Origin of the sequence: Thermogemmatispora tikiterensis (genome assembly GCF_003268475.1) — a bacterium.
In the GTDB taxonomy this organism is placed as follows: domain Bacteria; phylum Chloroflexota; class Ktedonobacteria; order Ktedonobacterales; family Ktedonobacteraceae; genus Thermogemmatispora; species Thermogemmatispora tikiterensis.
Genome location: NZ_MCIF01000002.1, coordinates 5411702 through 5425925 on the forward strand (window position 1 = coordinate 5411702; position 14224 = coordinate 5425925).

Here is a 14224-nt window from a genome sequence, read left to right on the forward strand (position 1 = left end):
GAAGCTGGCCACCTTTCTCTCAAAAAGTCAGTCATCTCAAAAGCGAGCCGTATGAGCAAGGAGGAAAAGCGCTGCGGGTGCTTTCCTCCTTGCTGGCACGGACTCAGAAGCTGGTATGGCCACCGAAGTGACCACCGGCACCTCCACCGAAGTGGCTGCCGGTGTGGCTGCTATGGTGAGAACCCGACGAATGTGATGGCAGCGATGTCTCTGGATGCGGCGCATGGCGATGGTGGCTATGCACACTGCCACTGACCGGCTGACCATTCGCTCCGTCGGTCGCATCCGCATCAAAATCGCTGCCGTCTGCGCCTGCGGCAGTCGCCTCAGTTGCCGGCTGTTGTCTCCGCTGGCGCCAGATCTGCACACTTATCCACAGGCTCAACCCCAGGTAGAGCGCGACGAGCACAAGAATCACCAGGACAATCATCTGTTTCGCCGCTCCTTTCCGCTCGCAGAGCAACAGTCACACTACTGCCATCCGTAGCAAAACAATACCGCTCACTTTCTAAGAAACGCATCGTCCTTCAAAAGTTCCAAGAGTTCCCAAGAGCAGTACCGAAGCGGGGGCGGATCGCGACCTGTGGCCCGGAAGGCCTGACTGGAGTAGCCGACCTTCTCCCCCTATGCTATCATCATCTGTCAGAAACCAGACTTGCTGGTGCGGAGAAAAGAAAAGAGGAAAGTCACATGTATGACATTCGACTGGCCCGCTGGGCGCGCACCCTGGTCGACTACTGCCTCCAGGTTCGGCCAGGCCAGCTTGTCGCCATCCAATCCACGCCCCTGGCCGCGCCCCTGATCGAGAACGTCTATCGCGAACTCCTGCGTACCGGGGCCTATCCTCTGCCCCTGCTCAACCTGGATAGCCTGGAAGAACTGCTTCTGAGGGAGGGCAACGACGACCAGCTGCAACACACCCCCTTGCTCCTCGAAGGCTTCGCCGAACGCATCGCGGCCCGTCTGGGGATCGAAGCCGAAAGCAACACCAGCGCGCTTACCACCCTCGACCCGGCCCGCCTGGCCAGGCGGCGCAAAGCCCAGGGAGCCATCAGAAACCGCCTGCAGCAGCGCGAGCAGGAGGGCAGCTATCGCTGGTGTCTGACCCTCTATCCGACCGTCGCCTATGCCCAGGATGCCGGCCTCTCCCTGAGCGAATTCGAAGAATTTGTCTTCGAAGCCTGCTTTCTCAACGATCCTGATCCTGCCGCCCGCTGGCGGGACCTCTCTCAGCGGCAGCAGCGTCTCGTCGCCTGGCTTGAAGGGAAGCAGCGCATTCGCGTCCTCAGCGAAGGCACCGACCTCACCCTCTCTATTGTTGGGCGGCGCTTCATCAATAGCGACGGGCGGCGCAACTTTCCCAGCGGCGAAATCTTCACCAGTCCCGTCGAAGAGAGCCTCGAAGGCACCATCACCTTCGACCTGCCCAGTGCCGTCGACGGGCGCCTCGTAGACGGCGTTCGCCTGGCCTTCGCCGGCGGCAAAGTGGTCGAGGCCAGTGCCCGCCAGGGCCAGGACTACCTGCTGCGCATGCTCGACATCGACAGTGGCGCCCGCATCGCCGGAGAATTTGCCTTTGGCAACAACTGGAACATTCAGCGCAGCACGCGCAACATCCTCTTCGACGAAAAAATCGGTGGCACCATCCACCTTGCCCTGGGGGCCAGCTATCCCGAAGCGGGGGGACAGAACCGCTCGGCCCTGCACTGGGACATGATTTGCGACCTGCGCAAGGGCGGCGAAGTCTGGGTAGACGACACCCTCTTCCTCAAAGATGGGCGCATCCTCATCTAAAGCCGGAGCAGCTCATTGCAGACCCACCAACAGCAAAAGGCGCGTCGGCTGATTGCTCTTGCTCTTATTGAGAAGGGCAGTCAGGCCAACGCGCCTCAAGCAGCTCCAGGGGCTTTTTCTGCGCGAGACTCAGGCCGAGCGAGCCTGAGCCTTCTGCCAATAGGGAGAAAGCTTCAGCATCTGGCGGCGCACCACCGGGCGCAGCAGCGGCATCAGCGCCCGCACCGGAGCCGGCGGAGCCGCATACTTCGCCACATCCTGAATAATCTCCTCGAAGGAATGGCGCTGATAGCGCAGCACCCGCTGACTCTCGCTGGTATCCAGCCAGTCTGTGCAGTACGGCTCGTGGCCGAAGGCCTCCTCCGGCAGCGAACCGATCCCCATCACCTCCAGCATGCGGTTCAAATAATCGCGATAGCGCACCTGGCAGGATGGTCCACCGCCGATCAGCCAGATCTTCCCCCAGACCTCGTCACTGCTCACCGCATTGGCCACCGCCAGCCCGGCGTCGAATGTATGCAGCATCTCCAGGCGCGTCTCCAGTGGAATGCGGAACATAATCGGATGGATCGGCCTCGGCCCCAGGGGAGGGACATCAGCGAAGCGGAAGATCGTCCAGGTCAGGCCGGACTGTTTCAGCATCGCCTCCCCTTCCAGCTTATGGCGCGTATAATCGTCGGTAGCCTGGACCGGATCGGTCACCTTGCGCGGCGGCGGCTGATCCTGCGTGTAGCCGAACACATCCAGACTTGAACCGAAGAGGAAACGTGGAGGTCGGGGCTGCTGCCGTGCCACCTCAATCGCATTGCGCGTCCCCTCCACATTCACCTCATAAGCCAGCTCTAGCTTCTCATAGATGTCTGGCGGCAGAATGGCAGCCAGATGAACCACCACCTCCTGATCGCGCACCGCCTCGGCCAGCACCTCGCGCTGGCGAATATCGCCCCATTGCACCGTCACCCGCTCACCCGCCTCACGGCTAATCTGCGACGCCTTTTGCTCATTAGGCTTCGTTCGCAGGTCGAGACAACGGACCGTATGGCCCTGGCGCAGCAGCTCCTGCACCGTACTAAAGCCGATATTGCCAAAAGCGCCCGTCACGAGGACTCGCATACAGGTAAACGCTCCTTCCAGATAGCAAGCTCCAAATAGCAGGTTCCAGGAATCGCAACGCGCCGCGGCGGGCCGACAGCGGCCAGGCGCAGGCGCGCAGAATAATGAGAGAGCGAAGCAGGGCGAGCCAGCGCCGTTGGCTCACTGCAGAGACGACGTACGGCCCGTCCGGCTGGCCTTCTCACTCAGGTACTGAATTTCTGGCAAAATAGGATCGAGGGGGGTACCCGTTGGCTGCGTAAAGACCGCTGGCGTCTGCTGCAGGCGGCAGCGCTGCAAATAACGCACCAACTGATGCGCCAGCGTATACGTCTGCTCCAGCAAATCGGAATTGCGCTTCCACTGCTGGGCATGGTTCAACAAATTATTGAGCGGCACCGCGATCTGCCAGAGCACCCCCTCCTGTCCCGTAGGCACGCGGGCATCGAGATTGCCATTGGCCACCGCCGCATGGACCTGAGCAATCTGGGCGATGCCCTCCTCAAGCTGGCGCTGCTCCTGAGCGCGCTGGCGCTGATACTCGGCGATCTCCTTTTGCAGCGCGATAATCTCTTCCGCCCGATCGGCACGGCGAATGGTCGCGATCAGATAGCGCATAATCACATAGGTGATGATTCCCACGATCAATTGCAGAGCAATCGGCAGAGCGATCATAATTGAGCCGTAGCCCAGGCGCAGCCAGCGATCGTACTCGGGCGTATGTTGCTGGAAGAGCGTCAGACCGACGATGACGGCGCTGTTCAAGAAGCTGGTCAGCAGAGCGGCCACCGGGGGAAGCAGAGCGCCGGCCAGCACCACCGGGATGACCAGGGCGCTGAAGATCCCCACGTAGACCGGATCGAGGGGGTTCGTAATCAGGTTCCCCACCGAGTTGATCATCGAATTCAGCACCAGCAAGGAGGCGGCGGTAATAGTGAAGCCCCAGCGGTTCAGCAGAGGGGAGGCCAAAGCGCAGAAGCAGGCCACGCCCTCGATCCAGGGAGCGATTGGATTCAGCGAAGTCAGCGCTCCATAGATAAAAGCCAGCAGGCCGAGCGGCGCGATCACCAGGGCGAAGGTACTGGTCAGGCGTGCGTAGCGAGCGCGTTCACGCTCAGCCGGCGTTGTTTCCGGGAGATGCCTGGGGAGCGTCAGGCGGAACCACCAGGCCAACAGGGATTTCATACCATCCTCCATCGTAGCGAAGCTGCAGCGTTGAGCTTGAGCTAGCTGATCACACCCAGGCTGCGCAAGGTCGTCAGCGCTTCCTCAACCACTGCGGGCGAGAGATTCAACTGAGCCTTGATCTGCTCGACCGAGCGCTCGCCGTTCACCATCGTGAAGACCAGGCGCAGAACAAAGCGCTGGCGCATGCTGAAGCCCGCCAGCAGCTGGGCATCGAGCGGGCGTAGCGGTCGGGGGACCGGCGTCAGCGAGAGGGAAGGGGGCGAGGCGGGAGAGGCAGGAGGAAGCGCGGCCTGAGCCGGCCTCGCCCCCGGTCCTGGCCGTGGCTCAGGCTCGGGCAGAGCGGGACGTACCAGGGAGCGCAGGACCTGCTCGACATCGGGCTGAATACGCACCTGCCACTGATCCCGACTGCTCAACAGCGCATAGGCTCGGGCCCCACTCGCCAGCAGCGTGCCGTTTGGTCCCTGGATGAGGCTTTCGAGCACCGTTCCCTCCTTCACAAAGACCAGGCCCTGGCAGGTGCCGCGCACAGAAGGTACGCTCACCGTCGTTGAGAGAATCGCCGATTGCCCCTGCAGGTAGTCCAGAAGGGTCTGTAAATCAAGGTAATAGACCTTATCCATCGTCGTCTTCGTCGTCGCACGGGGAGAACGCTCTCGAAGCCCATCCCATAGTCTCACTCCGCTTACAACCAGCAGCTGCGGCGCGACAGCAGCACAGTGAGCATCAGCCTGCGAGAGAGACGCTGGCTTCAGAGCCTGCTCATCGAGGGTGAAACACTCCCCTGGCTGCAGTGGGCGCGATCTCGCGATTCTGCGTTTGCCATTCTATCACGGCCTGGGGGGTCTTGCATAGAAAAAAACCATTAAGATAGCACTCTGGTAATACTCGGGATGGAAAGGCTAGAGCATCGCTGCACTTGTGCCCGTCCAGAGACTTTTCTTTTCTGTTGAAATCAGTGTATAGTTATTATAGAGAGCGTCCATCTGAGGGCGCAACTGCTCTCTGGAGCAAACCATTCCTCTTTCCCTCCCATCGCTCCCTGGCGCGCGATCAACAACCTCATCCTCTGGAGGTTCTTCACCACATGTCCAGTACTCCAGACCTGCCTCTTGCTCCTCACTCCCAACCAGACCCCACCTCCTGGACGCTGCAGCCGCCCACGCTGATCGCCGACGCCGTCTTCGAAGGCGGTGGCATGCGCGCTTTGGCCCACATCGGGGCCTTGGCCGTTGCCGAAGAGCGTGGCTATCGCTGGTATCGCCTGGCCGGCACCTCAGCCGGGGCCATGATCGCCGCCCTGGTCGCCGCCGGCTATAGCGCTGCCGAGCTACATGCCATCATGGGAGCCATCGACTACCGTCGCTTTGCCGATGAGGCCACCGACGACCATCTGCACCTCCATCAGGTCAGTCGGCTGCTCTTCAAGCTCGGCCTGCATGCAGGCACCTACCTGGAGCATTTCGTGCGTGAGCTGCTGCTGGCGCGCGGTCTGCGTACCTTCGGCGACCTGCGCCTGCCCTTCGAAACAGTGGCGGCCAGCGATCCCCCCGCCTATCGCCTGACCGTGATCGCCGCCGACATCAGCCGTCGGCGCCTGCTGTGCCTCCCCCAGGACCTGCACAGCGAGCGGGCCGGCTACGGTCTCGACCCTGACCAGCTCGACATTGCCCGCGCCGTACGCATGAGCGCCAGTATCCCCTTCTTCTATGTGCCAGTCATCCTGCAGCGACCCGACGGTGGCCTCAGCTACATCGTCGATGGGGGCCTTGTGAGCGACTTTCCCCTCTTCGCGCTGGCCCCTGTAGACGGCCAACAGGCCCGGCCTCTGCTGGGCTTTCGCCTCTGCGAGAACGATGGTGCAGAAGACCAGGACGGAGGCCACGGTGAAGATGGCCAGGACCTATCACGGGCACCAGCCCTGCTGCCGCCCGGCAACCTCATCGCCTTTAGTCAGGCCCTCCTGGCGACCATGCTCTCGGCCCACGATCGCCTGGTCCTGGAGCAGCGCACTCGGGGGGCCGAGGCCATCCGTACCATCAGCATCCCCGTCGGGAGCATCGGCGCCACACGCTTTGACCTGAGTCGCGACGAGATCGAGGCCCTCTATCAACAGGGTCGTACCGCTGCAGAGCGCTTCTTTGCCGGGCCGGACCCAGGGCAGGCGGGTTCAGCGGCCATGCCCTGAGCGAGCGCGCGCCTGGTCTCAGCCTGGCAGGCGTCGCCGCAGATCCAGATGGCAGTAGGCGATCTGCGTCGGCGCCTCCGACACGCCCACCGTCAGCGTATGGATATTCAGCGTATTATAGGGTGTAAGCGCCTCCAGCAGCTCCTGCGCGATATACTCGGCCAGCCGTTCCGCTGTCGAGTTATCGATCGGCAACTCGACCACCTCGGCCCGCGGCAGGACATAGCGCTTCTCGCCAAAGCGGATCTCCCACTCGTCGGCGGAGGCAATCAGCTCGATATGGGGATTCTTCATCGGCAGCAAGAAGCGATGGTTCAGCTGCTGGCAGATCTCGCGCGTCAGGCGCTTCAGGATGGTGAAATCGAAGACCAGCTGATCCTCGCTGAGGGTTCCCTCCGCCTCCACGGTGACGCCATAGTTGTGGCCGTGGAGGCGCTCACACTTGCCGCCGTAGGTAATGAAGTGAGCGGCGCTGAACTGGAGATAGCCGCCCTCCACCTTGACCTTAAAGCTACTTACACTAGCCATAGCGGATCTCTTCTATTGTCCCTCCCTCCCTGCCGGCAGGCCCGCCCAGGCCAGGCCCGCCCGTCGCGAGTCTGGCGTCCATCAACAGGGGACAGACTGCCAGGCTGGCCCTGCACGTCTCAGATTGAGCCAGGGAGGCAGGCAGCCGCGCTGACTTCCCCGGTCAGCCAGGCGCCAGCGCCGCTACGCTACCGGCGCTCTGCGCCGCCCCCTGGATGTTGACCAGCCAGGGACACGATACCATTAAGCACCGCCCCTGACAAGAGCCTGTCTCGGCTGGCCTGCCTTGCGGCGCACAAGAGAGAGGCTCAAAGCTGGGACAGCGGCACTTGAGTTAGCTGTGAGCCGGGGCAAGTGGGCGTTTTTGTTAGCCAGTTGCCTGGAATTCTTTGCGGGCCATTGCTATACTGTAACCAGTGCCAGTTAGGGTAACTCCCTGCGAAAGAGCCAAAAAGGAGTATACCGATGACAACTGCTGAGATCTTCGATGCAATGGTTCAGAATGTCAACCCGTCAGCCGCGAGTGGGCTGAACAAGACATTCCAGTGGAACATCACCGGAGATGATCCTGGCGTCTATGCCATCAAATTGGAGAACGGTCAGGCCGAACTGATCAAAGGCGGCGTAGAGAAGCCCGATCTCACCCTCACAGTCAGTGATAAAGACTGGGCTTCCATTGTCGAAGGCAAGCTTGATCCTACCACGGCCTTCATGACCGGTAAGATCAAGATCAGCGGCGATATGATGCTGGCGATGCGTCTCCAGAATCTCTTTAATCGGCCTCGCTAAGCGCAGGCTTCGACTCCTATTTCCGGCTGAGCGAAGCCACTTTCACAGCCGCGCACAGCCAAAAAACAGAGCAACGCAACGCAACGAGCAGAGGCGCTCACGCGGCGTCTCCCGGCTGAGACACCTTGGTCCCATGAGAGGCTTCTCATGGACCCGAGGTGTTCTTCTCTTTATTCGCTCCTGCGCTGCCTGCTATCGGCTCCCACCCTCGTTTCCTCGCACGCCCCTTGGGTGGCTCTCCCGAGGCGGCTTTCCTCTCTTATGCCTTGCTAACCCTCCCCAGGTATGGTATACTCACCATGAACAATTGTATCTCGTCTGCTGCTTGCTTGCGCCGACTACTGGCGTCCTGCAACGAGACGAAGACAAACAAGCGAGACAACCAGCATCCCAGGTGGAGAAAGGCGTCCAAGATGGCCCTACGGAGTGATGAACTGCACTATAACCTGCAGCATCTGAATGGCATGTTGACTACCCACGAGGCCGCCAAGCAGCTCGATCTGAGTTACTGGCACTTTATGCATCTCGTAGAGGCCGGACGCATCCCCGGCGTACGAGTCGTCGATCGCTGGCTCTTCTCTCCGGCGGACCTCGATGAGTATAAGCGCCGGCGCTACGGTGAACTGGTCGATCTGGCCCGTACCGCCCTCTCTCACCCCGACGTTGATCTGACCGAGAAACAAGCCACCATCTGTCGCTATCTGGCCAACAGTGAACGCCCCTCCGCTATTGCCCGCAAGCTTCAGCAGTCACGTCAGGCCGTTTACTCCCAGATTACCCTGATCCGCGAGAAGGTGGCCCGCATCCTCGATCAACGCAGTGAGGCCGACGCCGACGGCGAGCAGCCCTCTTCCCGTCGCAAGGGCCGTCGCCGGCAGAGCAGCAAAGGGCCGATTCCTTTACCCACTGCGGCCCCTGAGTCGGAGGCTTCCGCTCGCTCTCCCAGCGCCGAGACCCCTGAGAGTGGTGCGACCCCTTCATGAAGCTCCCCGTGTCTACAGCCCCTTCTCCTCCTCTCTCCTGGCCCTTCGCTATCCAGCCTGTTCCCTTGCTCACCGTCCCTCCGCTCTGCGCGCCTGCGCGCCCCGCTGTTCCGCGCGTTAAGCCGCCTTCGCCTCGCCTAGAAGCGCGGGCCGGATCGCCGGGCCAAGAGCCGGTATGCGCTCAGCCAGGGCGCGCAAGAGACCGAAGCAACCTGCAAGCATCATGTCGCCATGCGGCACAGCCTCGTAGTGTGGCAGGGTTGAGCCACGCAGCAGTTCGCGGCGGGGCCCGGTGACCGCCAGAAAGGGTAGCTCCGAGGTGGCAGCTGGCGGCACGCGCGCCCGCTCCCGCTCAGGCTCCAACACCAGCGCGCCATGTCCGCTATCGTAAAAGACCTCATCGTTAGTCAACGTGCCGGCGGCCAGCTTCCGCAGCAGCTCCTCCAGCCTTGCCCGACTGATCTCGCCGGTATGGTGCTCAAAGAGGCCCACAATGCGCCCCTCCACCAGGTGGAAGGCCAGCGTATGGAAATTGCCGATATTGCAAAGCAGGCAGTCTCTCTGCCGACGCACGCGCGGGTCCTCCAGGGCTCCCAGCGCAGCCGCGGCCCCTGTATCCATCAAGAGCACAGGCAGCTCTGGTGCCGAACCACTGTATTCCACATAGCGGGCAACACTGCTTTTAATAGCCTGCAGGCGAGTCAGCGCCGGTGGAATCTCCTCCGCCAGGTAAGCGAAAGTCGCCGGCGTGGGCGAGCGACGGATCATGCGCTCCAGAAACTCGAAGCGGAAGCGTCGATCGCTATAGCCCGGCGGCGCGGCCCCGTGATCAAAAGCGGCGATGGCCAGCGCATCCACCCGCGGATCAAGATCGAAAGTGCGCAGAGCCTGGACGATCGCCCGCGCGTCCAGATCCTGCAGCTCGATATGGACCACATCGGGGTGCTGGGCCTGCCGGGCGGCCTCCTCCTCACTAATGATCTCAAAGCCCATCTGGGCCACCGCGGTCAGGTCATCGTCGAAAGTGCGCGCCGCCTCGGGTGTCACCGCCACTGGATAGCCGGCCAGCGCATGATCGCGCGCCGCCCAGTGCGATGGGCCGCCGCCCATTGTCACCCCGGTCAGCAGCAGAGGCCGGCCTGCCGCCGTCGCCCGGCGAATGCGCTCGGCCACGATCACCGTCGGCGAAGGCATCACCAGCTTGACATTGTTCTCCATCGTCCTGCCGCTTTCGAAGAGCAGGATATCCTGTGTGCCCGTGCCGATATCGATCGCCAGCACGCGCACCGATGTTGCAGTTGCCATACGAAACCTGAGCCCCCTTTCTGCCCTCTTCCTGACAAGGCCGGGATGGGCCAGAGCAACCTTCTTCCGTGCTGTCCTCCGTCCCTGACTCCTGATCAGCGCCAGGGGGCCGGCAGACTCTGCTCTTGACGCCTCCCATTCAGGCCTCAGTTCAGTATAGCATGTCGGCGTCGGTCCTGGGGGCGGCCTGCTCTGCTGCTGGCGTCCTTGCCGGACCAGCTAGAAACTGATCAGCGTGAAGCCGGAGCGCGTTGTGATCGGGCGCACCTTCTTCAGCGAGCGCCAGGCCGACTTACTCATGCGGGCCCGTTTGCGCAGAGCTGTCAGCTGCCCATCGGAAAAATGCTCGGACGCCACCAGCACAAACGTCCGCAGTTCCGCGCGCAGCTGATTAAGACGGCGCTCCAGCTCGGCCAGGCGCGCCCGATCGTGTGGCAGCCCCTGGACAGCCAGGCGGGCCAGATCCGCCCACTGGCTCATCAAGGGACGCATGCCCTCAAAGCGCTCTGCGATACAGGTAGCTACCATCTCAAAGTCAGGTACGGACGCCAGATCTGCCATGCTCCTCGTCTCCTTCCTTCCTTCCTTGTTTACTTGCTGTTGGCCCTCTCTCGCTCGACCAGGCCGAGGCTGCGGCTGCTCAGCTCTACCTACCAGCGTTGGGCAGCGCGCTCCGTCCGTCCAATTGCTTTGTGGTGAGATGAAAAAAGCCGCTCGACCGGCTCAGCTATTTGTGAGCATGTCGTATGCTGCTGTGCTGTGCTGTGCTGTGCTGTGCTGCTCTCCCGAACGAAGAAAGCCCCTCCTCTCCCAAAATGGGAACGGGCGCGAGCGCCGCAATCAAAGCATGGTTTCACCTCGCGCCCCGCCTCCCAGCCTTTCGGCTCGGCGCCAGCCTGCCTCAGAAATGTGCTTACTGGCCAGGGCAGAGCCTGGGCAGATCTACAACTCCACCTGTGGTACAATGCATACCAGCAGATAGCAACAGGGGAGCGCGACGCACCGAGGGCGAGGCAGGCTCTGACCAGCCAGCCAGGCCACAGGAGTGCTGGCTCGCTGCCTGGCAGCTGGGCGCCGCGCACGTCATAGCTTTCTCTGTATACCATACCCTGTTGCTAGAAAGCAATGATGGCGCGAAAGGACTCTAGCATGGAACAGGCAAAGCCGCACGATGGAGGAGGGACAACGCCGCCCGCGCGGCCAGAAGGCCGCCTTGAGCAGGTAAGAACCGCGGGTGAGCGCCCGGCAACCTATCTGCCAATCGAAGACTATGCGGTCATCGGCGATCTCCATACGGTGGCCCTGGTCGGTAAAAACGGCTCGATCGACTGGTGCTGTATCCCTCGCTTTGATTCGCCCAGCGTCTTTGGCGCCCTACTTGATGCGCGTAAAGGCGGTTTCTTTCGCATTGCCCCGCCTCCAGACGATCACGTCCCGATGGGACAGAAGCAGCTCTATATTCCCGAGACCAATATTCTGCTGACGCGCTTCCTCACGATCGATGGTGTAGGGGAGGTCACCGACTTCATGCCGGTGAAGCTGCCCGGCAGTGCTGAACATCAGCATCATCTTTATCGGGCTGTGACGGTGGTGCGTGGCTCCCTCAAATTCAGTCTGGTCTGTCGTCCCGCCTTCAACTATGCGCGCGACGGGCATGTCGTCCACCTGTCGCCCGAGGGAGCAGTTTTCCACAGCGATGGGCTGTCCCTGGGGCTGGCCAGCACGGTACCGCTGAGCGAAGATGGAGAGGGCGGCGTACGCGCTGAGTTTACCCTGCATGCGGGCCAATCGGCCTACTTCCTGCTAGAGAGCGCCAGGCGCGGCGACCTTGGCCCTCAGCATGTTTCCTCCCGCCGTTATCACGAAGCCTTTCAGCGCACACTCAGCTTCTGGCGGCGCTGGCTCTCTCAGTGCCAGTACCAGGGACGCTGGCGCGAGATGGTCCAGCGCTCGGCCCTCGTCCTCAAGCTGCTCACCTATGCCCCCACAGGGGCGATTGTAGCCGCTCCAACCACCAGCCTCCCCGAGACGATCGGGGGGGCCCGCAACTGGGACTATCGCTATACCTGGCTGCGCGACGCCGCCTTCACCCTCTATAGCCTGCTGACCCTGGGCTTCACCCAGGAAGCCGAGGCTTTCATGCAGTGGCTTGACGCACGCTGCCACGAGCTGAAAGAGAACGGCTCGCTCCAGCCCATGTATGGCGTCAACGGCGAGCAGGAGCTGATTGAGTACACCCTGGATCACCTGGAGGGCTATCGCCAGAGCCGCCCCGTTCGCATCGGCAACGCCGCCTACAAGCAGCAGCAGCTCGATGTCTATGGAGAGCTGATGGATGCCATCTACATTTTCAATCGCTATAGCACGATCTCGTACGATCTCTGGGAGAATCTCCGCCGCCTGCTGGAGTGGCTGCAACATCACTGGGACGACCCTGATGAAGGCATCTGGGAGGTACGTGGTGGCCCCCAGCACTTTGTTCATTCGCGCGTCATGAGCTGGGTCGCCTTTGATCGAGCCTTGCGCCTGGCGCGTCACCGTGGCTGGCCAGCGCCGATGGTCGAGTGGATGGAGACCAGTGCCCGCATTTATGAGCAGATTATGCACAAAGGATGGAGCGAGCGCAAACAGAGCTTTGTCCAGTATTACGGCAGCGAGGCGGTCGATGCCAGCGCCCTGCTCATGGCCATCGTCAAGTTCACAGGGCCGAACGAGCCGCGCATGCTCAAGACCATCGAGCGCATTCAGCGCGAGCTGGCCAGTGACTCTCTGGTGCACCGCTATGATCCCGGGCGGGCTGCCGACGATGGCCTGGGCAGTCAGGAAGGCACCTTCAGTCCCTGCAGCTTCTGGCTGGCCGAAGTCCTGGCGCGCTGCGGGCGACTCGACGAGGCGCGCCTGCTCTTGGAGAAGATGCTCACCTACAGCAACCATGTTGGCCTCTATGCCGAAGAAGTCGGGCTGTGTGGCGAAGCCCTGGGGAACTTCCCCCAGGCTTTCACCCATCTCTCACTCATCACGGCCTGCACCAACATCGACGCCGCCCTCAATCGGGCCCAGGGGAGGCTCAACACTGAGCGGCTGTCGCTGCCGCCCGAGCGTCCCTGGAGTCTGGCCTGAAGCCAGGCGATGCGAGTTGCTCTGGGGCTTGTCTGGCCGGGTGAGCCGGGGCTGGAGAGAAGAGGGGCATAAAAGACCCTCCCTCTCGTGTTTTCACAAGTGAACTTGTCGCGTTCCTTCCTACGGTCAGGGGGGTAAGTTTGTCAGAAGCGGAGTACATATCGTCTATGGCGAAGGTCTACGACGCAATTATCATCGGCTCGGGGCCGGCGGGTTACACAGCGGCCATTTACGCGGCTCGCGCCAATCTCTCGGTCCTGGTCTTTCAAGGCTATCAGGTCGGTGGGCAATTAATGCTCACCAGCGAGGTCGAGAACTACCCCGGCTTTGAAGAAGGTATTCTGGGGCCGACCCTGATGGAGAAGATGGAGCAGCAGGCCAGGCGCTTCGGAGCTGAGATGCTGCCTGAAGACGTGACCGCGGTCGACTTCAGTCGCCGCCCCTTTGTGATCACCAGCGACTCGGGCAGCTACCTGGCCCGGGCCATCATCATCGCCACCGGTGCCAGCGCCAGGTGGCTGGGACTGCCCAGCGAGCAGCGCCTGCAGGGACGCGGTGTCAGCGCCTGTGCCACCTGCGATGGCTTCTTCTTTAGGGGCAAAGAGGTGGCCGTAGTCGGCGGAGGCGACACCGCGATGGAGGAGGCCCTCTTCCTCACGCGCTACGCCAGCCATGTGACCATCATCCACCGTCGCGACACCCTGCGCGCCAGCAAGATCATGCAGGAGCGCGCCTTTAAAAATCCCAAGATTAGCTTTATCTGGAATAGCGAAGTTATCGAAGTCCTCGGCGAGGATGCAGTGACCGGCCTGCGGCTGCGCAATGTCAAGACGGGCGAAGAGCAGACGCTGGCCGTCGAGGGGCTGTTTCTCGCCATCGGCCACCAGCCGAACACGAGCCTCTTCCGCGGCCTGCTACAGATGGACGAAGCGGGCTACATTATTCCCGTCGAGCATACCATGACCAATATACCAGGCGTCTTTGCCGCCGGCGATGTGACCGATCACCGCTATCGCCAGGCGGTCACCGCTGCCGGCGACGGCTGCAGAGCGGCTATCGATCTGGAGCGCTGGCTGGAGAGCCAGGCTCACGAGGAGGCGCTCCGGCAGGAAGCCCTGACCTCCGGCGAGCATTCAGATCAGTGATCAGGCAGGCGGTATGCCCGTCTAAAGAGCTGACGGCTGCTCTCCCGGGCCTGGCGCTGCGTCAGTGACTCCGCCGGCTTCAGATCTGTGGG

Annotated in this window: 13 protein-coding genes; 6 read left to right on the forward strand and 7 right to left on the reverse strand. The window is 62.0% G+C overall.

Annotated elements, in window-relative coordinates:
- Positions 1-103: 103 nt before the first annotated feature.
- Positions 104-430 carry a hypothetical protein gene (locus A4R35_RS21625; RefSeq protein ID WP_112433131.1) on the reverse strand — a complete coding sequence of 109 codons (327 nt, stop codon included), beginning with the start codon at positions 428-430 and terminating at the stop codon, positions 104-106.
- A gap of 260 nt (positions 431-690) precedes the next feature.
- Between A4R35_RS21625 and A4R35_RS21630 the strand changes: the two genes are divergently transcribed.
- The gene (locus A4R35_RS21630; RefSeq protein WP_112433133.1) at positions 691-1794 is read left to right on the forward strand and encodes an aminopeptidase; all 1104 of its coding nucleotides are present in this window, start codon (positions 691-693) and stop codon (positions 1792-1794) included.
- Between the two features lie 129 nt (positions 1795-1923).
- On the opposite strand, the gene A4R35_RS21635 is transcribed toward A4R35_RS21630, so the two are convergent.
- The 3 genes from A4R35_RS21635 to A4R35_RS21645 all read right to left on the reverse strand — a co-directional run bounded on the left by A4R35_RS21635 (position 1924) and on the right by A4R35_RS21645 (position 4697).
- A complete protein-coding gene (locus tag A4R35_RS21635) occupies positions 1924-2907 on the reverse strand; it encodes an NAD-dependent epimerase/dehydratase family protein (protein WP_112433135.1) in 984 nt (327 codons plus the stop codon).
- A 141-nt stretch (positions 2908-3048) separates the two neighbouring features.
- Positions 3049-4071 (reverse strand): hypothetical protein, encoded by a 1023-nt coding sequence (locus A4R35_RS21640; protein WP_112433137.1) that lies wholly within the window; start codon positions 4069-4071, stop codon positions 3049-3051.
- A 41-nt stretch (positions 4072-4112) separates the two neighbouring features.
- The gene (locus A4R35_RS21645) at positions 4113-4697 is read right to left on the reverse strand and encodes a hypothetical protein (protein WP_112433139.1); all 585 of its coding nucleotides are present in this window, start codon (positions 4695-4697) and stop codon (positions 4113-4115) included.
- Positions 4698-5161: 464 nt separating this feature from the next.
- Between A4R35_RS21645 and A4R35_RS21650 the strand changes: the two genes are divergently transcribed.
- Positions 5162-6262 carry a patatin-like phospholipase family protein gene (locus A4R35_RS21650; RefSeq protein WP_112433141.1) on the forward strand — a complete coding sequence of 367 codons (1101 nt, stop codon included), beginning with the start codon at positions 5162-5164 and terminating at the stop codon, positions 6260-6262.
- Positions 6263-6280: 18 nt separating this feature from the next.
- Here A4R35_RS21650 and A4R35_RS21655 read toward each other — a convergent pair whose 3' ends face one another.
- Positions 6281-6790, reverse strand: a complete 510-nt coding sequence (locus A4R35_RS21655; RefSeq protein ID WP_112433143.1) for a 6-pyruvoyl trahydropterin synthase family protein — start codon at positions 6788-6790, stop codon at positions 6281-6283.
- A 465-nt stretch (positions 6791-7255) separates the two neighbouring features.
- On the opposite strand from A4R35_RS21655, the gene A4R35_RS21660 reads away from it, so the two are divergent.
- Both A4R35_RS21660 and A4R35_RS21665 read left to right on the forward strand, forming a co-directional pair.
- Positions 7256-7579: an SCP2 sterol-binding domain-containing protein gene (locus A4R35_RS21660; RefSeq protein WP_112433145.1), complete on the forward strand. Its 324-nt coding sequence runs from the start codon at positions 7256-7258 to the stop codon at positions 7577-7579.
- Positions 7580-7992: 413 nt separating this feature from the next.
- Positions 7993-8562, forward strand: a complete 570-nt coding sequence (locus tag A4R35_RS21665; RefSeq protein WP_189362166.1) for a helix-turn-helix domain-containing protein — start codon at positions 7993-7995, stop codon at positions 8560-8562.
- Positions 8563-8679: 117 nt separating this feature from the next.
- On the opposite strand, the gene A4R35_RS21670 is transcribed toward A4R35_RS21665, so the two are convergent.
- Both A4R35_RS21670 and A4R35_RS21675 read right to left on the reverse strand, forming a co-directional pair.
- Positions 8680-9867 carry a DUF1786 domain-containing protein gene (locus A4R35_RS21670; protein WP_112433149.1) on the reverse strand — a complete coding sequence of 396 codons (1188 nt, stop codon included), beginning with the start codon at positions 9865-9867 and terminating at the stop codon, positions 8680-8682.
- A gap of 219 nt (positions 9868-10086) precedes the next feature.
- Positions 10087-10428 (reverse strand): hypothetical protein, encoded by a 342-nt coding sequence (locus A4R35_RS21675; protein WP_112433151.1) that lies wholly within the window; start codon positions 10426-10428, stop codon positions 10087-10089.
- 588 nt (positions 10429-11016) lie between these two features.
- Between A4R35_RS21675 and A4R35_RS21680 the strand changes: the two genes are divergently transcribed.
- Both A4R35_RS21680 and trxB read left to right on the forward strand, forming a co-directional pair.
- Positions 11017-12987 carry a glycoside hydrolase family 15 protein gene (locus A4R35_RS21680; protein ID WP_112433153.1) on the forward strand — a complete coding sequence of 657 codons (1971 nt, stop codon included), beginning with the start codon at positions 11017-11019 and terminating at the stop codon, positions 12985-12987.
- Between the two features lie 167 nt (positions 12988-13154).
- Positions 13155-14132 carry a thioredoxin-disulfide reductase gene (gene trxB / locus A4R35_RS21685; RefSeq protein WP_112433155.1) on the forward strand — a complete coding sequence of 326 codons (978 nt, stop codon included), beginning with the start codon at positions 13155-13157 and terminating at the stop codon, positions 14130-14132.
- Positions 14133-14224: the final 92 nt, after the last annotated feature.